Source organism: Vibrio sp. V23_P3S9T160 (assembly GCF_963886625.1).
In the GTDB taxonomy this organism is placed as follows: Bacteria; Pseudomonadota; Gammaproteobacteria; order Enterobacterales; family Vibrionaceae; genus Vibrio; species Vibrio anguillarum.
In genome coordinates, this window is the sequence record NZ_CAWPDB010000163.1 from 1 (window position 1) to 19,361 (window position 19,361).

16 protein-coding genes, 2 tRNA genes and 1 rRNA gene are annotated in these 19,361 nt (G+C 44.4%); 7 read left to right on the forward strand and 12 right to left on the reverse strand.

The features are described 5' to 3' along the window. Positions 1-86: 86 nt before the first annotated feature. The gene (locus AACU59_RS15370; RefSeq protein WP_013857512.1) at positions 87-989 is read right to left on the reverse strand and encodes a hydrogen peroxide-inducible genes activator; all 903 of its coding nucleotides are present in this window, start codon (positions 987-989) and stop codon (positions 87-89) included. Positions 990-1,185: 196 nt separating this feature from the next. Between AACU59_RS15370 and AACU59_RS15375 the strand changes: the two genes are divergently transcribed. Both AACU59_RS15375 and AACU59_RS15380 read left to right on the forward strand, forming a co-directional pair. Then, positions 1,186-1,797, forward strand: a complete 612-nt coding sequence (locus tag AACU59_RS15375) for a peroxiredoxin C (RefSeq protein WP_010320425.1) — start codon at positions 1,186-1,188, stop codon at positions 1,795-1,797. 157 nt (positions 1,798-1,954) lie between these two features. After that, the gene (locus tag AACU59_RS15380; RefSeq protein WP_013857514.1) at positions 1,955-2,791 is read left to right on the forward strand and encodes a copper homeostasis protein CutC; all 837 of its coding nucleotides are present in this window, start codon (positions 1,955-1,957) and stop codon (positions 2,789-2,791) included. A gap of 66 nt (positions 2,792-2,857) precedes the next feature. On the opposite strand, the gene phoU is transcribed toward AACU59_RS15380, so the two are convergent. From phoU to AACU59_RS15400, 4 genes are read right to left on the reverse strand one after another with little or no spacing between them, the layout of a single operon-like run. Further along, positions 2,858-3,556, reverse strand: coding sequence for a phosphate signaling complex protein PhoU (gene phoU, locus AACU59_RS15385; protein ID WP_010320427.1), 699 nt, complete (start codon positions 3,554-3,556; stop codon positions 2,858-2,860). Between the two features lie 36 nt (positions 3,557-3,592). Beyond that, entirely contained in the window at positions 3,593-4,411 is an 819-nt protein-coding gene (gene pstB, locus AACU59_RS15390) for a phosphate ABC transporter ATP-binding protein PstB (RefSeq protein WP_010320428.1), read from the reverse strand. Positions 4,412-4,413: 2 nt separating this feature from the next. Next, positions 4,414-6,060: a phosphate ABC transporter permease PstA gene (gene pstA, locus AACU59_RS15395; RefSeq protein ID WP_094144812.1), complete on the reverse strand. Its 1,647-nt coding sequence runs from the start codon at positions 6,058-6,060 to the stop codon at positions 4,414-4,416. A 23-nt stretch (positions 6,061-6,083) separates the two neighbouring features. Then, positions 6,084-8,285, reverse strand: a complete 2,202-nt coding sequence (locus AACU59_RS15400; protein ID WP_094144813.1) for an ABC transporter permease subunit — start codon at positions 8,283-8,285, stop codon at positions 6,084-6,086. A gap of 249 nt (positions 8,286-8,534) precedes the next feature. Here AACU59_RS15400 and ppk1 point away from each other — a divergent pair, with 249 nt between their 5' ends. Beyond that, positions 8,535-10,634, forward strand: a complete 2,100-nt coding sequence (ppk1, locus tag AACU59_RS15405; RefSeq protein ID WP_013857518.1) for a polyphosphate kinase 1 — start codon at positions 8,535-8,537, stop codon at positions 10,632-10,634. After that, complete coding sequence (ppx, locus tag AACU59_RS15410) at positions 10,615-12,120, forward strand: exopolyphosphatase (RefSeq protein WP_094144758.1); 1,506 nt, start codon at positions 10,615-10,617, stop codon at positions 12,118-12,120. The genes ppk1 and ppx overlap by 20 nt, the downstream gene beginning before the upstream one ends. A gap of 41 nt (positions 12,121-12,161) precedes the next feature. On the opposite strand, the gene AACU59_RS15415 is transcribed toward ppx, so the two are convergent. From AACU59_RS15415 to phoB, 3 genes are read right to left on the reverse strand one after another with little or no spacing between them, the layout of a single operon-like run. Further along, a complete protein-coding gene (locus AACU59_RS15415) occupies positions 12,162-13,121 on the reverse strand; it encodes a PstS family phosphate ABC transporter substrate-binding protein (protein WP_017042128.1) in 960 nt (319 codons plus the stop codon). Next, positions 13,118-14,419: a phosphate regulon sensor histidine kinase PhoR gene (phoR, locus tag AACU59_RS15420; protein ID WP_013857521.1), complete on the reverse strand. Its 1,302-nt coding sequence runs from the start codon at positions 14,417-14,419 to the stop codon at positions 13,118-13,120. Before phoR ends, AACU59_RS15415 begins: the two co-directional genes overlap by 4 nt. A 20-nt stretch (positions 14,420-14,439) precedes the next feature. Next, positions 14,440-15,129 carry a phosphate regulon transcriptional regulator PhoB gene (gene phoB, locus AACU59_RS15425; protein ID WP_013857522.1) on the reverse strand — a complete coding sequence of 230 codons (690 nt, stop codon included), beginning with the start codon at positions 15,127-15,129 and terminating at the stop codon, positions 14,440-14,442. 190 nt (positions 15,130-15,319) lie between these two features. Here phoB and rdgC point away from each other — a divergent pair, with 190 nt between their 5' ends. From rdgC to AACU59_RS15440, 3 genes are all read left to right on the forward strand, one after another. Beyond that, positions 15,320-16,234 (forward strand): recombination-associated protein RdgC, encoded by a 915-nt coding sequence (gene rdgC / locus AACU59_RS15430; RefSeq protein ID WP_094145845.1) that lies wholly within the window; start codon positions 15,320-15,322, stop codon positions 16,232-16,234. 162 nt (positions 16,235-16,396) lie between these two features. Further along, positions 16,397-17,797, forward strand: coding sequence for a prephenate-dependent tRNA uridine(34) hydroxylase TrhP (gene trhP, locus AACU59_RS15435; RefSeq protein ID WP_094145844.1), 1,401 nt, complete (start codon positions 16,397-16,399; stop codon positions 17,795-17,797). 2 nt (positions 17,798-17,799) lie between these two features. After that, positions 17,800-18,054, forward strand: a complete 255-nt coding sequence (locus AACU59_RS15440; RefSeq protein WP_013857525.1) for a YfhL family 4Fe-4S dicluster ferredoxin — start codon at positions 17,800-17,802, stop codon at positions 18,052-18,054. A 39-nt stretch (positions 18,055-18,093) separates the two neighbouring features. On the opposite strand, the gene nfsA is transcribed toward AACU59_RS15440, so the two are convergent. The 4 genes from nfsA to rrf form a co-directional block, all read right to left on the reverse strand. After that, positions 18,094-18,816: an oxygen-insensitive NADPH nitroreductase gene (gene nfsA, locus AACU59_RS15445; protein ID WP_094145843.1), complete on the reverse strand. Its 723-nt coding sequence runs from the start codon at positions 18,814-18,816 to the stop codon at positions 18,094-18,096. A 219-nt stretch (positions 18,817-19,035) separates the two neighbouring features. Further along, positions 19,036-19,112, reverse strand: a tRNA-Trp gene (locus AACU59_RS15450). 60 nt (positions 19,113-19,172) lie between these two features. Continuing rightward, positions 19,173-19,249 (reverse strand) — tRNA-Asp (locus AACU59_RS15455). Positions 19,250-19,278: 29 nt separating this feature from the next. Then, positions 19,279-19,361: ribosomal RNA gene (rrf, locus tag AACU59_RS18200) — 5S ribosomal RNA — on the reverse strand; the annotation flags it as partial.

Genomic DNA, 19,361 nt, shown 5'->3' on the forward strand with positions numbered 1-19,361 from the left:
AACACTAACAGAATAAAAAACTGAAAAAAGCCACATTAAAAGTGACTTTTTGATTTTTTAGGCAAAGGAAAGAGTAAGACTAATCGCTAAAGTAAACCAGAAACCACATCCGCTAACTGCTTAAAAGTGTGAGTTCGCGATGAACTTGGCCGCCAAACTAAACCAATCTCTCGATACGCTTGCTGGCCAGGAGGCTCGATGACCACTAAATTTTGGTTTTCAACTAAGCCATGATTGATTGCCATTTGTGGAATGAAAGTCGTCCCTAAACCATTGGCGACCATCTGCACTAAGGTATGTAAACTGGTTGCGGTAAATGGATTAATTTTCTCTTTGGCGGTTAACTTGCAAGCCGACACAGCATGATCCGTTAAACAGTGCACATTTTCGAGCAAAAACACCGATTCATCAGGCAGGTCAGCATACTTGATTGGCACACGGATGCTATCCATTTGATGACGGCTGATCACCATTTTGAATGGATCAATCCCCACGACTCGGCTCTCCATTTTGCCGATATCGACAGGCAAAGCCAAAATCAACACATCAAGCTCTCCATGACGCAGTGCAGCCAAAAGGTTCGTCGTCGTATCTTCTCGTAATAATAAGTTCAACTTCGGAAAGCGGACATTCACTTCTTGCACTAAATCACACAGTAAAAATGGAGCAATGGTTGGAATACAACCCAGCTTTAGCTGACCTTGCATCTCATCGCCTTGGCAAACCTTGCCGAGTTCCACTAAATCTTGTCCTTTGGCAAGTAACTCTCTTCCTTGGCTAACAACCAGCTCTCCCGCTTGAGTAAACACTAACGGAGCTTTCTTATCCTTTTCATAAAGCGGGCAGCCTATTAATTCCTCTAAATTTTGGATCCCTTTACTTAGGGTAGATTGACTAACAAAACAACGTTCAGCGGCATCACTAAAGTGCCGTGTTTCGTAGAGTGTTACTAAATAGTGCAACTGCTTCAAACTGGGCCATTTATTCATCGTTCTACTACTATCTTGTTTGAGTACCGTTTCTGATTCCGTCATTAGAGCTCATCGCTTTTTTCGATGAGACTAATCTATTTATTTCGCTTTTTACTATCCTACAATCTGTACTATAGTTTGTCTCGTTCAAAAACGGACCGGACCAGTGCTCATCACTGGTTTGGAACTAAACCTTATTCTTAGGAGCAAAAAAATGGTACTAGTTGGTCGTAAAGCCCCTGATTTTACTGCAGCAGCTGTTCTTGGTAACGGTGAAATCGTTGATAGCTTCAACTTCGCAGAATTTACTAAAGGTAAGAAAGCGGTTGTTTTCTTCTACCCACTAGACTTCACTTTCGTTTGCCCATCAGAGCTTATCGCTTTTGACAAACGCTTCGAAGATTTCCAAGCGAAAGGCGTTGAAGTAATCGGTGTATCTATCGATTCTCAATTCTCTCACAACGCATGGCGTAATACCGCTATCGAAAACGGTGGCATTGGCCAAGTAAAATACCCGCTAATCGCTGACGTGAAGCACGAAATCTGTAAAGCGTACGATGTTGAGCACCCAGAAGCAGGCGTTGCTTTCCGTGGTTCTTTCCTCATCGACGAAGATGGTCTTGTACGTCACCAAGTTGTGAACGACCTACCACTAGGCCGTAACATCGACGAAATGCTACGTATGGTTGATGCGCTTAACTTCCACCAAAAGAACGGTGAAGTGTGCCCAGCACAGTGGGAAGAAGGCAAAGCCGGTATGGATGCATCTCCAAAAGGTGTTGCAGCATTCCTAGCTGAGCACTCAGACGACCTAGGCAAGAAATAATTCTCCTTAGCCCGCGCTCAACTCGGGTCAATGGTTGGACATATAATAAAGCGTAAAACGCATCGCCAATCAGTTAAGAAGTAAAGTCCTTATCCAAGCCCAAAGCTAACGCTTTGGGCTTTTTCTTTGGCATTCATTTAGCGAAAATGAGGCAGCATTGGTTGGTAAACTTTACCCCTATTTCTTACCTCAATCACACAGACGTCACTACTCTAACTTGCTAACATTAACCAAATTTTTCCAGCAGGATTTTGCTATGAATATTCAAGTTGAAGTGTGTATTGATAATATTGAATCGCTACACAACGCCATTAAAGGCGGGGCTACTCGCATTGAATTGTGTTCGTCGCTCGCATTGGGTGGACTGACGCCCAGCTTTGGTTTAATGAAAAAGGCCGCACAAATATCGAGCGTTCCTGTTTACGCGATGATTCGTCCGCGTCAAGGCGACTTTCTTTATGATCAGGATGATCTCGATTCGATGTTGATCGATATCGAGATGGCAAAACAGGCGGGACTAGACGGCATCGTCTTTGGTATTTTGAATCCGAATCGCACCATCAACCTTGAAGCAAGCTTACTGATGATGCAAGCCGCGCAAGGATTGGGTACCACTTTCCACCGTGCGATTGATCAATGCCACAGCTATGAACAAGCGATTGAAGACATTGCAAAATTAGGGTGTGAGCGTGTACTTACTTCAGGGTTAGCGCCAGATGCCTATGCAGGACGAGCCGTAATTGCACACATGGTGAAACTGGCGAATGGTCGATTCTCTATTATGGCTGGGGCTGGCTTAAACGCATCAAACGTGACTGACATTATCCGTGAAACGGGCATCACTGAAGTGCATTTGTCCGGCAAAACCACGCGTGCAAGTAGCATGGATATGATCGCCAATGCGGTGAAAATGGGCCAAGAGTCTGTCGATGACACCCTCATCCCAATTACCGATCCGGCTAAAATCCAAGAGGTATTACGCCAGCTTTCTTAACTTCGGCGACCGTTATGTCTTGATGTAAGGTGAATAACTTTCCTTCACCTTACTTTACCCAAAAGGCTATTTGAGGATGTCATCAATCGATTGTTTACCTAAGTGGCGCACATCCTTACCTTTGACAAAATAGATGATGTATTCGCAGATATTCTGGCAGCGATCGCCCACGCGTTCGATGGCTCGTGCAGACCACATGACTTGTAATATATGTGGGATATTTTTAGGGTCTTCCATCATATAGGTCATCAGTTGGCGGATCACGGCTTCATATTCGGCATCCAGCTTATCATCCAAGCGGTACACTTCAGCAGCCGATTCAAGATCCATCCGCGCAAAAGCGTCTAACACTTGGTGCAACATTGCAATGGCTTGTCGGCATAAAGGTTCAAGAGAAACTCGAAATTTGCTCTCTTTAGGTGAAGGGCTTTCGATAGTGACGTAGGCAATTTTGGTGGCAACATCACCAATTCGTTCAAGGTCGGTAATGGTTTTGATGATCGCCATGATCAAGCGTAGATCCTTGGCTGTCGGTTGTCGCTTAGCGATAATACGCGTGCAAGCCTCATCAATAGAGACTTCCATCGCATTCACTTTGTGATCATCCCGAACGACTTTTCTGGCCAGATCGGCATCATCTTTATGCAATGCTTGCATCGCAAAAGAGAGTTGTTGCTCCACCAGCCCGCCCATCGTCAATACATGAGTGCGAATCGATTCAAGTTCAACATTGAACTGTCCTGAAATGTGGCGACCTAGATGCATCATCGTTCCTTTTGAATATCGCTATTGACGAAAGTATTAACCATATCGACCAGTAATATAGTCTTCCGTCTGTTTTTTCAATGGGGAGGTGAAAATAGAGTCAGTATCCGCATACTCAATCAATTTTCCCATATGGATAAAAGCCGTATGATCGCTCACTCTTGCCGCTTGTTGCATGTTATGCGTCACAATCACCACTGTGTATTTGGTTTTGAGATCGTTAATCAACTCTTCGATGGTCAAAGTAGAAATAGGGTCTAACGCGGACGTTGGCTCATCAAGCAACAGCACCTCTGGCTCAATAGCAATCGCTCTGGCGATAACTAAGCGTTGCTGCTGCCCACCCGAAAGGCCAAATGCATTTTCATGTAGGCGATGCTTCACTTCATCCCATAACGCAGCGGCTCTTAAAGCTCGCTCAACGGAGTCATCTAAAGTGCGGCTATTTTTAATTCCTTGTAGACGAAGCCCATACACCACGTTTTCATAAATGGATTTCGGAAATGGGTTGGGTCGTTGGAATACCATCCCCACTCGGCGGCGCAACGTGGCAACATCCACATCTGGGTGATAGACGTTTCTACCATGCAGTTTGACTTCACCTTCAACTCGACACCCTTCGACCAGATCGTTCATCCGGTTAATACAGCGCAGTAAGGTTGACTTACCACAACCGGAAGGGCCGATAAACGCCGTTACTTGTCCTTTGGGAATACGCATTGAGATATGGCTCAGCGCACAAGTCTGTTTATAGAACAGATTCAGATCTTCAATCGCAATCGCCGTTTGTTGATCGCTCAGATTATTAACATCTAACGGGGCGTGATAACCCAAAGTTTGATTGATGGAAAACATAATTAATCTTGCCCTAACGTTCGATATTTCTCACGCAAGTTATTGCGGATACTGATGGCCGTTAAATTCAGTGCCACAATCACTGTCACCAATAAAAATGAAGTGGCGTACACCAGTGGCCTAGCCGCTTCGATGTTGGTCGTTTGGAAACCAACATCGTAAATATGAAAACCTAAGTGCATGAATTTTCGCTCAAGATGTACAAAGGGAAACTCGCCATCCACAGGCAAACTTGACGCCAGTTTGACCACACCCACCAGCATCAAAGGGGCAACCTCACCCGCGGCTCGCGCAATGGCGAGAATAAGCCCAGTAATAATCGCAGGGCTTGCCATCGGCAATACTATGCGCCAAATCGTCTCAAAATGGGTAGCGCCCAATGCTAACGAGCCATGGCGTACTGCGCTGGGAATCCGTGTTAACCCTTCTTCCGTCGTCACAATCACTACGGGTAGAGTTAACACCGCTAATGTGAGCGCCGACCACAGTAAGCCCGGCGTACCAAAAGTGGGGGCTGGTAACCTTTCGCTATAGAGTAGCGTATCAATCGATGAGCCTATGGTGTAAACAAAAAAACCAAGACCAAATACCCCATAAACAATCGATGGCACACCAGCAAGGTTGATAACCGCAACACGAATGATACGAGTAAACAGATTCTCTTTTGCGTATTCGTGCAGATAAATAGCCGCCACAACACCAAGTGGCATGACGATAATCGACATCAACAACACCAACAGCACTGTACCAAAGATGGCTGGAAATACACCGCCTTCAGAGTTCGATTCTCGGGGATCTTCTGATAGGAAGAGCCACACCTGCTTTCCCCACTGGACCAATTTTTGCCCCAAAGTCATATCATTGGGATACCAAATATCGAGAATTTGGCTAAGTGGAATCGCCACTCGTTGCCCACTCATCTCTTCAACAATCAACGACGGCCCATTCATTTGCTGGCGCAGCGCATCTAACTTTTGTTCGGCAATAGCTAATTGGCTATCCAAATCCTGCTTTTTATGAAAATAGTGATCTAAATAGGTTCGTTCTAGCTTTCCATTGAGTTCTTTACGACGCTTCTCTAAACGTAATTTTTCGGCGGCAAAGCCAATGACTCTGATCTCTTGGTCAATCACATCGTCAATTTGCTCTCTCAATAACGCGACATCCTGCATTCCTGCAGCGAGCATGGTTTGAACATCCGAACTCTCGCTTCCATCGGTTTGCACATAAGCAATCGGCTTGCCATAAAACTGTCCGTTACTCTTACGTTCTATTACCGCCCACCCGCTAGGCATTTGTTTATCCGACAGTTTAACATCCAGTATCGAAACAAAGTCCGCATAATTTCGCTCTCGGTTAGCGACTTTGATACTGAGCCGCTTCACTTCCCCAGCATCCAGTATGGCTTTGGGCCATGTAATATCTAACGCTCTTAAGTGTGTTAATGGCACATTTTCCTCAGAGTAGAGCTGACCAACCAGTGCTTGCCCCTCTTGAGTTTGCCATTGATAAAGTGGCGTCGGCCAAAAATAGGTTAATCCTTTCCAACCAATAAACAGGAGCAAGCCCAATACCGAAATCAGGCTGATGCTGACAGCACCGCCTGTTAACCATATCCAAGGTGAACCTGATTGAAACCACTTAAACATTTGTGATGATTTTTCCCAATTGATTACAAAGCGCGATATTTGGCACGCAACCTTTGTCTGACCCATTCAGCAATCGAGTTCACACAAAAGGTGAACATGAGTAGCAATAGTGCCGCTAAAAAAAGCAACCGGTAATGGGAGTTCCCCACTTCCGACTCTGGTAACTCAACCGCAATCGTTGCCGATAAGGTGCGCATCCCTTCTAAAATATTCCAATCTAAAATGGGTGTATTACCCGTCGCCATAAGAACGATCATTGTTTCTCCGACGGCTCGCCCCAAGCCCATCATGATCGCCGAGAATATGCCAGGACTTGCCGTTAACAACACGACTTTGGTTAATGTCTGCCAAGGTGTTGCGCCTAATGCTAATGACCCATCAGAAAGATGTTTAGGTACGGAAAAGATCGCATCTTCCGCAATAGTGAAAATGGTTGGAATGACGGCAAAGCCCATCGCAAAACCAACCACCAGCGCATTACGCTGATCAAAATCGATGCCGTTTTGCGCGAGATAAATCTGAATATCGCCATCAAATAGCCAAACTTCAATTTGGCTGCTATACGAAAAGATAACGACTGTACTAACGACTAATACGGGGATTAGTATCAATGCGTGCCATCCATTTGAGAAATTTCGCACCCATGCTCTCGGTAATAGGTGCCAACCTAGCCCAACGAGTAACATCACAATGGGTAAAAATAGCAGCAGCGCTCCGACCGCCGCAAGATGGCTTTCAATTAATGGCGCAAACCACAACCCCGCTAAAAAACCAATAATGACGGTTGGTAACGCTTCCATCAATTCAATCGACGGCTTCACCACTCGGCGCATTCTCGGTGACATAAAATAAGCCGTGTAAATCGCGCCAAACACCGCAATCGGTATCGCAAATAACATTGCGTATGCTGCGGCCTTAAGAGTACCAAAGGCTATCGGTACTAGGCTAAACTTAGGCTCAAATTCATCGTTCGCTGACGTCGATTGCCACACATATTGAGGCTCAGGATAACTTTCGTACCACACTTTTTGCCACAATGATGAGAGTGATATTTCAGGATAATCATTATCCACTTTTGCCACGCTGATCTTCTGCTCGCTTAACGTAGCGAGATAAAGCTCATTATTGGACATGGCGGCCAATTGAGGGGCTTTGTTGTACATCCTCTCAAACAACACCAGTTTTTCACTGGTCGTATAATGACTTTGGATTGTGCCATTAGGGTAGAAACTGTAAAAACCTTTGCGATAAGTATCCGGCAGTAACAGCGTCACCTGCGGCGCTAATTTAAACTTACGAATCTGAGTCAGTTGACGTTCTTCATTTTGCAGCACATCAAACCATTGTGACACTAAGCCGTTACGGTGAGTCACCAGTAGCGAATAAGCACCGGACAATAAGTTGATTTGTGTCACGGCTCGATCGGAATTACCTTGGCTTAAATCAACCACTTCTCGCACGAAATAACCTTGACGACTCTTAACGGCAACAACCAATTCGGACCCTGAGCGAAGATAAAGCGTTTTACCATCTGGCGTAAAAAGCAATTGGTCCAAAGAAGGAAATGAGCCTTGAAACACAAAGCGCTGAATTGGTTCAACGTTATCACTCGTTAAGGTTTGTACTATCACCTCATCATTATCGAGATAAGAAGCGAAGAAAAGTGCCTCATCAGTAACGGCGAAGGCAAACTGGCGTAACGTTTGCGTTTTATGAGTCAGCCGAAAGGTAGAGGGTAAACTGACGCGCTCAAGATAAGGAGAAAACTGGCGACCTTCCATGCTATGAAGATAACTGAATTTAGGGCGAGCAATAAAGACCTCTCCCGCCACATTGCTAGCGGCAAACCATCCATCCAGCGGGGGAGCTTGGCTAAAAAGATCAACGCGAATAGGGAGACTATCCGACCACAATGCGTGTTCCGTTTTGCCGTCCAAGGGCCAAAAGTTCATGCTGCCGTCAAGGTCAACAACAAAGGCATTCTCGCCGTATTCATCTATGGCCAAAAATTGAGGATTGGAAGTGGTTATACTCACTTGCGCCACGTTCCTTTCAATTTTTGCGCTACCAAAAAGAGGGAAAACAACCATCGCAAGATAGACAAAAATCAGCACTAAAGCGCCAAGTACACTCACGCCACCAAAACTCACTGCAAGGCGAACCAAACGGTCTTTTATCAACCGTTTTCTGTCACGTTCCTTCAATGAAAATTCACTTGGTGCCATTGTTCTCTCTACCCTTTTTCCTGTCTGCGTATAATATGTAATTTTCGTGACAAGTATATTACAACTCGCAATAAACGACTGAAAATAAAACAACTATACTCAACTTGCCTACTTGAAATAAAAATGTCACATAAAAGGCATAGTTTGCATAATCATCAATACCCGAATTGATTGCTGTGCAGAATCGCACAATCAGCACACAGAGGGTGAGTCAGTAAAAAACGTCAATTGAGTAAAAAGGTAACATGAATGAGTACGGACAAGTTGTATATCGACAAGGAATTGAGCTGGCTTTCGTTTAATGAACGCGTATTGCAAGAAGCCGCAGATAAAACCGTGCCTTTAATCGAGAGAATACGGTTTTTAGGTATTTTTTCTAACAATCTGGATGAGTTCTATAAAGTTCGCTTTTCCGATGTAAAACGGCAAATTTTGATCAACCGAGAACGTGGTGGTAACGATACTACCAAGCATTTGCTGACACGAATGCAAAGTAAGGCGTTCAAACTCAACCAAGATTTCGACAATCTCTATAATGAGCTTATTTTAGAAATGGCACGTCGCCGTATCTTCTTGGTTAATGAAACGCAGTTGGATGAGACTCAGAAAAAATGGATCACTAAGTATTTCCATAAAGAAGTACGCCCGCATATTACACCGCTGCTCATGACTGACGACATTGATGTCATGCAATTTTTGAAAGATGAATACGCCTATATTGCCGTTGATCTCAAACACAATGACCGCAGCCAATATGCGCTGATTGAAATCCCGACAGACCACCTACCGCGCTTTGTCATGGTGCCGGAGCAAAAGGGCAAACGCCGCAAAACCATCATCTTATTGGACAACATCATTCGCCACTGCCTTGATGAGATTTTCCGCGGTTTTTTTGACTATGAAGAGCTCACGGGTTACGCGATGAAAATGACACGTGATGCGGAATATGACTTGCGACGGGAAGTCGAATACAGTTTGTTAGAACAGATGTCAGAAGGGTTGAATCAACGCTTAAGTGCTATGCCCGTACGCTTTGTTTATGAACGTGAAATGCCGACAAAAATGCTTAAATTCTTGTGCGAAAAACTCAAAATATCGCACTATGATAGCCTTCTTCCTGGTGGTCGTTATCATAACTTTAAAGATTTTATTGGGTTCCCAAACGTGGGGCGTGACTATTTAGAGAACAAGCCGCTACCACCCATGCAATGTGCTGACTTTGAAGGTTTTGCCAATGCATTTGATGCGATTCGCGCTCAGGATATTCTACTTCACTATCCTTACCACTCATTTGAACACATTACCGAGTTGGTAAGACAAGCCTCGTTTGATCCCAAAGTGATCAGCATCAAAATCAATATTTATCGAGTTGCCAAAGATTCTCGCTTAATGAACTCGCTCGTCGATGCGGTACACAATGGCAAACGGGTGGTGGTAGTGGTTGAGTTACAAGCACGGTTTGATGAAGAAGCCAACATTGAATGGTCACGTATTTTGACCGAAGCGGGGGTCCAAGTAATTTTCGGTGCTCCCGGATTAAAAATTCACTCTAAATTGCTGCTCATTAGCCGCAAAGAACAAGACAACATCGTTCGCTACGCACACATAGGCACGGGCAACTTCCATGAAAAAACCGCCCGTATCTATACGGACTTTTCACTCCTGACCGCCGACAATGAAATTGCTACCGAAGTACGAAACGTGTTTGGCTATATTGAAAACCCTTACCGCCCAGTTAAATTTAGCCATCTCATTGTGTCGCCAAGAAACTCTCGTATTCAGCTTTATCGATTAATCGACAGTGAAATCGCCAATGTGAAACTTGGTAAAAAAGCCGCAATCACTTTAAAGTTAAATAACTTAGTGGATAAAGGGTTAATCAATAAACTGTATGGTGCGAGTAGCGCGGGCGTACAAATTAAGATGATCGTCCGGGGCATGTGTTCACTGGTTCCGGGAATTGAGGGCGTGAGTGACAATATCAAAATCATCAGCATCGTTGATCGCTTTTTGGAACACCCTCGTGTCATTATTACGCACAATGATGGCAACCCGCTGGTGTATATCTCCTCTGCCGACTGGATGACGCGCAATATCGATCATCGTATCGAAGTAACGACACCAATTCGTGACCCACGTTTGAAACAGCGTATGATTGACATTATGAATTTACAATTTACCGATACAGTGAAAGCGCGCTGGATAGACAAAGAGATGAGCAATAATTATGTAGAACGTGGTAACCGTAAAAAAGTGCGTTCGCAATTTGCCATCTACGACTATCTTAAGAATGTAGAAAGACAGACCAGAAAGAGCAAAGAACCCTTACATGACAATCAACCCAACTAATACTATTCGCGATATTGCGGCCATCGATTTAGGCTCTAACAGCTTTCATATGGTGGTGGCCAAAGTCGTCGATCAAGATCTACAACTGGTGAGCCGCCATAAGCAACGTGTACGCTTGGCGGCTGGGTTAGATGAACAAAAAAATTTGGATGCCGATGCCATAGAGCGAGGGCTTGAATGCTTAGCGATGTTTGCCGAGCGGTTGCAAGGTTTCGAACCTGAAAACGTGCGCATCGCGGCCACGCATACGCTGCGTCAAGCCAATAATGCTCATACATTCTTACAACGAGCCAAACAGGTACTGCCTTTCCCTATTGAAATCATTCCCGGAGCTGAGGAAGCACGCTTAATTTATTTAGGCGTGGCACATACTCAACCTCAAGCAGCGTCTATGTTGGTGGTGGATATCGGTGGCGGCAGTACCGAGATGGTGATTGGCCAAGGGTTTGATCCAGACCTAATCAACAGCAAGCAAATGGGATGCGTCAGCTATACCGACCGTTACTTCGCTGATGGTAGGCTTTCAAGCAGAAACTTCGCTCATGCGATATTAGCCGCCGAGCAAAAAATCGAATCTATTGCGGCGAAATATCGCAAAAAAGGGTGGGAAGTCGCCTTCGGCTCGTCAGGAACCATCAAAGCCATTCACGAAGTACTGATTGGCTTGGGCTTTGATGATGGCATCATCACGCTTGAGCGAGTCAATAAACTCATTGAAAAACTCTGTGAATGGCAAAGTATTGATGAGATCGAACTCAGCGCATTGACTGACGATAGAAAACCCGTTTTTGCTGCGGGAGTTGCCATTTTAAGCGCGGTTTTAAAATCGCTGCGTGTGAAAGAGATGCATTTTTCTGATGGTGCATTACGAGAAGGTTTGCTTTATGAGATGGAAGATCGGTTCAAGTATTCCGATATCCGTTTACGCACCACTGAAAACCTCGCGATGAAACATCTGGTAGACTTAGAGCATGCAGCCAAAGTCAAAGGCCATGCAAAAGAGTTTCTACAGAATGTGACCACAGAGCTAGGATTGAAAAAAGGCAGCGAACTGTTTGATCTTTTGGAATGGGGGGCGTTATTGCATGAGGTGGGATTGAGCATTAACTTACAAGGCTTTCACCGACACTCTGCTTATATCTTGCGTCACACCAACATGCCCGGTTTTAACAGCGAGCAACAGCAAGTGCTATCGACCTTAGCGCGCTTTCAACGCAAATCCCTCAAACTACAAGAAATGAATGATTTCACCTTGTTTAAGAAAAAGCACATTATTGGCCTCATCCGCGTGTTGCGTTTAGCGATTGTTGTCAATAGCCAACGTAATGATGATCCTCTTCCTGAGTTAACGCTCAGCGCAAAAGATGATGAGTGGAAACTAGAATGTGAAGACGCCAATTGGTTAGAAAATAATAAATTATTACATGCGGATCTGATGTGCGAACAACAGTATTGGCGAAGTGTCGGCTGGCAGCTCAATGTTTAATTTGAATTGGGTTTGATTAAAAATAGCGAGCGAACCGCTCGTTATTTTATGCCCACTTTAGCTAGTTCTTGCTGAGCAAACTCGGCACTGACAGGCACATAACCATCTTTCCCAACAATCGCTTGTCCTTGCTTAGAAAAAATGAAACGGATAAATTCTCGCTGCATGGGTGGCAGATCCTGATTAGGATGTTTATTCACATACACATACAAATAGCGAGATAACGGATAAGCACCTGATAGAATGTTTTCATAACTTGCGACAATAAACTGATCGCCTTGTTTGGCTATCGGAATCAATTTCACACCAGAAACCTGATAACCGACACCAGAATAACCGATAGTATTGATCGATGAAGCAACCGATTGTACAACCGATGCCGATCCCGGCTGCTCGTTTACTCCCTTTTTGAAATCGCCACCACACAGTGCATTTTGTTTGAAATAGCCATAAGTTCCCGACACCGAATTTCGGCCAAACAGTTGAATTCCTCGCTTAGCCCAATCCTCATCAACGCCCAATTGCGCCCAAGTATTGGTCGGTTGTGTAGCACCGCAGCGCAACGTGGATGAGAAAATACTGTCTAATTGAGTAAAATTAAGCCCTTTGATTGAATTATCTCGATGTACAAAAATACCAATGGCATCTATCGCAACCCGCAATGCCGTCGGCTTATAACCGTGAGCGCGTTCAAATGCTTCAATCTCACGACCACGCATCGGGCGACTCATTGGGCCAAATTGCGCCGTTCCTTCAGTTAAAGCAGGAGGCGCGGTGGAGGAACCTGAGGCTTGTACTTGAGCATTGATATTTGGATAGATCGTCTTAAACTCTTCAACCCAGAGCGTTGTCATTCCAGCCAGAGTGTCTGACCCCACTGAAAGTAAACTACCAGCAACACCGTTAGTTTTTGAGTAATCCACGAGCGGCTGAGCGCTCACGGCGTTCGTGGTAATCAGCAAGTAAAAACAGAGAAAGGCTGTAAATATGCGATGTATCATGACAGCACAACCAAACGTTTAGGCAAAATAAAAGAGAATTTGCTGCCAACACCCACTTCACTGTGAATCTGCAAATGCGTGTCATGATGTGACAATGCATGCTTAACAATCGCGAGCCCAAGCCCACTTCCTCCAGTATCTCGCGAACGTGCTTTATCGACACGATAAAAACGTTCCGTTAAACGATGTAAATGCTGTGGCTCAATCCCTTCCCCTTTATCCACCACGTCTAAACAAGCACCTTGCGCGTTTTGATACCAACGCACATTAATTTCCGCTCCCGGAGGCGTATATTTGACGGCGTTATAAACAAGGTTTGATATAGCACTGCGCAGTTGATCTTCATCGGCCAATACTTTAAGTCGCTTATCGACATCAAAATGCAGTCGGTGATGATGATCGCCACTTAAACTGATCGCTTCTTTTTCAAGTACTTCCAACATAGCCGGAACATCAACCACTTCATCCAGCTCATGCATTGGCGCCGCTTCAATTTTTGACAACGTCAGCAGTTGATTGACTAAACTGTTCATACGGTTTAACTGCTCAGTCATCACTCCATGTGCCTTAGGCCACATCGGCCCTACCAGCATGTCAGGGTCTTCTGTCATCTCAAGATACCCTTGCAACACCGTCATCGGCGTTCTCAGTTCATGAGAAACGTTAGCAAAGAAATTTCGGCGCATGCCTTCTAACTGTTTCAACTGAGTGACATCACGCACAACCATCAAATGCTCACCTTCTGTGTAAGGTACAATACGCAGCTCTAACATGCGCTCAACATTAAGCGGAGAGCGCATTTCAAGCGGTTCTGTGAAATCATCTTTTTGCAGATATTTGATAAAATCAGGGGCGCGCAATAAATTTGAGATAGGTTGACCTGCATCGTCTGGCCAGCGAAAACCGAGCAGGTGTTGTGCAAGTCGGTTACACCAAACAATGTTCCCTTCGTCACGGAACACAACCACCGCATCGGGTAGCGATTCAGCCCCGTTACGAAAGCGGCGGATCAAATTGGTCAGTTCTTTGCGTTTTTTACGTTGGCGTTGCTGTAAACGGTAAATCCCATTAAACAGGTATTCCCAATTTCCAGTCCCGGAAGGCGGCGTTAAACGTTTTTCATCCCATAACCAAGCCGACAAACGCATTTGGTTATGCAAATGCCAAATCAGTTGCAACGCCGTAGCCGCTAGCAGCAGCCAAGCCATATGGCCAAAGATCCAGCCAACGATAATCCAAGGAGAGTAAAAAAAAGCCAGCTCCCAAGCCAGCCTTTTCCACGTTAAACGTTCAACCATTTCGTACCTTAATTAATCCTTTATGTTCTGGATGAAAAGCGATAACCGGCACCACGTACTGTTTGAATTAATTTATCGTGGCCAGCCTCTTCTAACGCTTTTCTCAGACGGCGTATATGAACATCGACAGTGCGGTCTTCAACATAAACGTTGGTACCCCACACATTGTTCAATAACTGCTCACGGCTATAGACGCGTTCTTGGTGCGTCATAAAGAAGTGTAGCATTTTGAATTCCGTCGGCCCCATCTCTAAGGCATTATCATTAGCCGTTACTCGATGAGAGACAGGATCTAACTTCAATCCTTGCACGTCGATCACATCTTCCAGTGCTGTCGGTGTGACGCGCCGGATAACCGCTTTCAAACGAGCTACCAACTCTTTAGGCGAAAAAGGTTTAGTTATGTAATCATCCGCACCCACTTCAAGGCCGCGAACTTTATCTTCTTCTTCACCACGGGCGGTTAACATCACAACAGGAATGTTGCGTGTTAATTCTTCACGCTTCATATGCTTAATAAAGTTGATACCACTCCCGCCGGGCAACATCCAATCTAATAACACAAGATCGGGAAAGGGTTCAGCCAGTTTACTCACCGCCGTGTCGTAATCTTCCGCTTCAACAGCTTGATAACCTTTTTGTTCAAGCACGAAACACAACATTTCGCGAATGGGTGCTTCGTCTTCAACAACCAGAATCCTTCTAGACATTTGAATAACCTTTCTATGTAATCAACGCTATGCATTATGGGAAACAATTATGACACTTTTGTGACCTTTGCAAACAATTTTTCATATAAGTTTCTTATCAAGTTCATGATTATATTTTGAAATTGATTTAAGACTTTAGCTTTCAAATCCCCTATCATGTTGCGTCTTCTAATTAAGTAAGAGAAAGAATATGTGGTTTAAAAACTGTATGGTTTATCGTGTTAATCGCGATGTAGAATTCAACGCCGATCAGCTCGAAAAACAACTGGCCGAATTTCGTTTTACGCCATGCGACAGCCAAGATAAGCAAAAATTTGGTTGGGTTAACGCAATGGGTAAACACGGCGACATGATGACCCACGTTTCTGAAGACCGTATTCTGATCTGCGCGAAAAAAGAAGAAAAGATGTTACCTGCTTCGGTCATTAAAGATTCTTTGAATGCCAAAGTTGAAGCGATGGAAGTGGAAGAAGGGCGACCTCTCAAGAAAAAGGAGAAGGAAAGCCTCAAGGAAGATATTGTCATCGATCTCCTACCTAGAGCATTTAGCCGCAGCAATCTCACCTTTGTGCTTATCCTACCCAAGCAAGGCTTCATTTTAGTCGATGCCGCAAGCTACAAAAAAGCTGAAGACGTTTTGGCGCTGCTACGCAAAACCATGGGTAGCCTACCCGTAGTACCTGCGATCCCAGAACAAGCGGTAGAAACAACACTTACTCAGTGGGTTAAAAGTGGCGAACTACCACCAGGGTTTAGCTTGTTGGATGAAGCTGAATTAAAGTCGTTATTAGAAGATGGCGCAGTGATCCGCTGTAAGAAACAAGAACTGACAAGCGATGAGATCTTAAGCCATATTGAAGCCAATAAAGTCGTCACTAAACTGGCATTGAACTGGCAAGATCGCCTGAGCTTTATTCTGGCTGAAGATTGTAGCATTAAGCGTTTGGCATTTAGCGATGAGCTCAAAGAACAAAACGAAGATATTCCACGAGAAGAGCAAGCGGCTCGCTTTGATGCCGATTTCTCATTAATGTGTGGTGAAATGTCAGCATTTTTGCCTAACTTATTTGACGTTCTCGGCGGCCTTCCTCACCCGAACGCTTAACAAAAACATCATGCAAAAGCCCAATACCCTTAAAAGTGTTGGGCTTTTTTGTATCGCTTACGATCCCTACTAGGCATAAGGTTATTTTTAACGTAAAATTTGCGCCCCTCCAATACCATCAGGTGGTATTGGCCTGACTTGAGATCAGATTAGAGAAAAACAATGAGCACACATACACCTTTTGTCCCCGAGCTACTATCACCGGCGGGCAGCCTAAAAAACATGCGTTATGCGTTTGCTTACGGTGCAGATGCCGTTTATGCCGGCCAACCTCGTTATAGCCTTCGTGTACGCAACAACGAATTTAACCATGAAAACCTGCAAATCGGTATCGATGAAGCACATGCTTTGGGTAAAAAATTGTACGTGGTTTGTAATATTCAACCCCACAACTCAAAACTTAAGACATTCATCCGAGATCTAAAGCCTGTGGTTGAAATGGGACCTGATGCGCTCATTATGTCTGACCCTGGGCTTATCATGATGGTTCGTGAAGCATTTCCTGAAATGCCTATTCACCTTTCAGTTCAAGCCAATGCTGTTAACTGGGCAACAGTTAAGTTCTGGGCATCCCAAGGCGTTGAACGAGTGATTCTATCACGCGAACTTTCGTTGGAAGAAATTGAAGAGATCCGTGAGCAGTGCCCAACGACCGAACTCGAAATTTTTGTTCATGGCGCATTATGCATGGCTTATTCAGGTCGCTGTCTATTGTCTGGCTACATTAATAAACGTGATCCAAACCAAGGAACATGCACCAATGCATGTCGTTGGGAATACAAAGTTGAATCAGCCAAAGAAGACGAAACAGGTCAAATTGTCGAGAAATTTGATCCAGCATCAGTTCAAACTATCGAGATACAAGAAGAGCGCCCTGATAATACACTTGGTTTAGGCAAACCGATTGATGATGTGGTTTTGCTTTCAGAAAGCCATCGTCCAGAAGAGAAGATGGCCGCTTTTGAAGATGAACATGGCACCTACATTATGAACTCAAAAGATCTACGAGCCGTACAGCATGTAGAACGATTGACGAAAATGGGCGTGCATTCATTAAAAATAGAAGGTCGTACTAAATCTTTCTATTATTGCGCTCGCACAGCTCAAGTGTATCGCAAAGCAATTGATGACGCAGTTTCAGGTAAACCATTTGATGAAAGCCTGATGGGCACTTTAGAAAGCCTTGCACACCGTGGCTATACCGAAGGTTTCTTGCGACGCCATACACACGATACTTATCAAAACTATGACTATGGCTATTCAGTCTCAGATTCACAGCAATTTGTTGGTGAATTTACGGGTAAACGTCGTGGTGAAATGGCTGAAGTTGAAGTTAAAAACAAGTTTATCTTAGGTGATAGTTTAGAGCTGATGACCCCAAAAGGGAATGTTGTCTTCAGACTTGAAGCAATGAAAAACCGCAAAGGTGAAACTGTTGATGACGCAAAAGGAAACGGTCACTTTGTTTATATCCCGGTTCCTGAAGAGTTGGATTTAAACTTTGCTCTGTTAATGCGTAACTTGAATGCTGGCCAAGATACTCGTAATCCCGTAGGCAAGTAGTTATGGCATTATTGATCACCAGTAAATGCATTAACTGTGATATGTGTGATCCGGAATGTCCAAATGGCGCGATCTCTATGGGCAACCGGATCTATGAAATTGATCCTAATCTATGTACTGAATGCAAAGGACATTACGACAAGCCCACCTGTCAATCCGTATGTCCGATAACAAACTGCATCATTACCGATCCAGAACACATAGAAACTGAACATCAACTACTTGAAAAATTCGTCGTTATTCAAGGTTTAGCCTAATCATTGTAAAAGAGCCCAATCGTTAAGATTGGGCTCTTTTTATCGGTGTGCTAAGCCTTTACTGTTGAGATAGTTCAACATATGAGGTCGAGATTCTTGTGCTAATTTAGCCGTTACCTCTGTAGACCAAGCCGCTTGCTTAGTATTGGAAGAACGCGTCTGATAATAAGCCCTCATCGTCTCATCATATTGCTCTATTTCAGCATAACTCAAAGCATGGTAGGTATTCTCATGAACAATTACCTCAGGAGATAAACGAGGTTTTAGTTGTGGATTCTGAGCCGGATACCCCAAACACATACCAAATAACACTGCGCAATATGGAGGAAGCTCTAATAACTCATCCACTTCTTTAGGTGAATTTCTTAATCCGCCAATATAAACACCACCCAATCCCATCGCTTCTGCCGCCAATAAACAGTTTTGTGCCATGATCCCAGCGTCTACAGCGCCAATCAAAGTGAGTTCAATCAGCTCTGGTTTTACCTCAGGATTAATGGCGTAATGACGTTGGTAGTCAATGCAGAACACTAAAAACTCAGCAGCGCTTGCAACATAAGCTTGGTTGCCCGCCAGTATAGCCAACTGCTCGCGTTTATCTTTATCTGTAACACGAATGATTGAATTAACCTGTAATAGGCTCGATGATGATGCCGCAATACCAGCAGAAATAATTGTACTCAGCTGATCTGGAGTTATCTTCTGATCGGTAAAAGATCGGATAGAACGATGTGCAAGAATAGTTTCAATGACTGGATTCATCTTATATTTTTCCCTACGAGGATATTGCCACTATCTTAGCAAGCATTACCTACTGATGCCGTAAAAATGCAAACTTAAAATTAGCACAGAAAAGATCGGTTTAATGCAGTATGGGGGCGATACTTTTATTGAAGTTATTGAAGAACAGGAATGTTCTAAAAATAATAAGGAGATGAAAAATAGTAAAAAGCCTCAGCATTTCTGCGGAGGCTTGATAGATGGCAGGGGTGGAGAGATTCGAACTCCCAACACGCGGATTTGGAATCCGCTGCTCTGCCAGTTGGAGCTACACCCCTAAATAATTTATGCTTCTCATTGAAGAAAACCTCAACATGACTGCTGAGGCTCTTAATAAGTGGCGGAGCGGACGGGACTCGAACCCGCGACCCCCGGCGTGACAGGCCGGTATTCTAACCAACTGAACTACCGCTCCGCAGCGTGTCTGGTTAGACAATATTCAAAGCCTGGCGATGTCCTACTCTCACATGGGGAGACCCCACACTACCATCGGCGCTGTTGTGTTTCACTTCTGAGTTCGGCATGGA

Coding starts and splice junctions, on each gene's coding strand:
- AACU59_RS15400 (WP_094144813.1), bottom strand. CDS start 8,285: ATGGCACCAAGTGAATTTTCATTGAAGGAACGTGACAGAAAACGGTTG.
- phoR (WP_013857521.1), bottom strand. CDS start 14,419: ATGGTTGAACGTTTAACGTGGAAAAGGCTGGCTTGGGAGCTGGCTTTT.
- phoU (WP_010320427.1), bottom strand. CDS start 3,556: ATGCATCTAGGTCGCCACATTTCAGGACAGTTCAATGTTGAACTTGAA.
- ppx (WP_094144758.1), top strand. CDS start 10,615: ATGACAATCAACCCAACTAATACTATTCGCGATATTGCGGCCATCGAT.
- AACU59_RS15415 (WP_017042128.1), bottom strand. CDS start 13,121: ATGATACATCGCATATTTACAGCCTTTCTCTGTTTTTACTTGCTGATT.
- pstA (WP_094144812.1), bottom strand. CDS start 6,060: ATGTTTAAGTGGTTTCAATCAGGTTCACCTTGGATATGGTTAACAGGC.
- nfsA (WP_094145843.1), bottom strand. CDS start 18,816: ATGAATCCAGTCATTGAAACTATTCTTGCACATCGTTCTATCCGATCT.
- AACU59_RS15375 (WP_010320425.1), top strand. CDS start 1,186: ATGGTACTAGTTGGTCGTAAAGCCCCTGATTTTACTGCAGCAGCTGTT.
- ppk1 (WP_013857518.1), top strand. CDS start 8,535: ATGAGTACGGACAAGTTGTATATCGACAAGGAATTGAGCTGGCTTTCG.
- rdgC (WP_094145845.1), top strand. CDS start 15,320: ATGTGGTTTAAAAACTGTATGGTTTATCGTGTTAATCGCGATGTAGAA.
- AACU59_RS15440 (WP_013857525.1), top strand. CDS start 17,800: ATGGCATTATTGATCACCAGTAAATGCATTAACTGTGATATGTGTGAT.
- trhP (WP_094145844.1), top strand. CDS start 16,397: ATGAGCACACATACACCTTTTGTCCCCGAGCTACTATCACCGGCGGGC.
- phoB (WP_013857522.1), bottom strand. CDS start 15,129: ATGTCTAGAAGGATTCTGGTTGTTGAAGACGAAGCACCCATTCGCGAA.
- AACU59_RS15370 (WP_013857512.1), bottom strand. CDS start 989: ATGAATAAATGGCCCAGTTTGAAGCAGTTGCACTATTTAGTAACACTC.
- pstB (WP_010320428.1), bottom strand. CDS start 4,411: ATGTTTTCCATCAATCAAACTTTGGGTTATCACGCCCCGTTAGATGTT.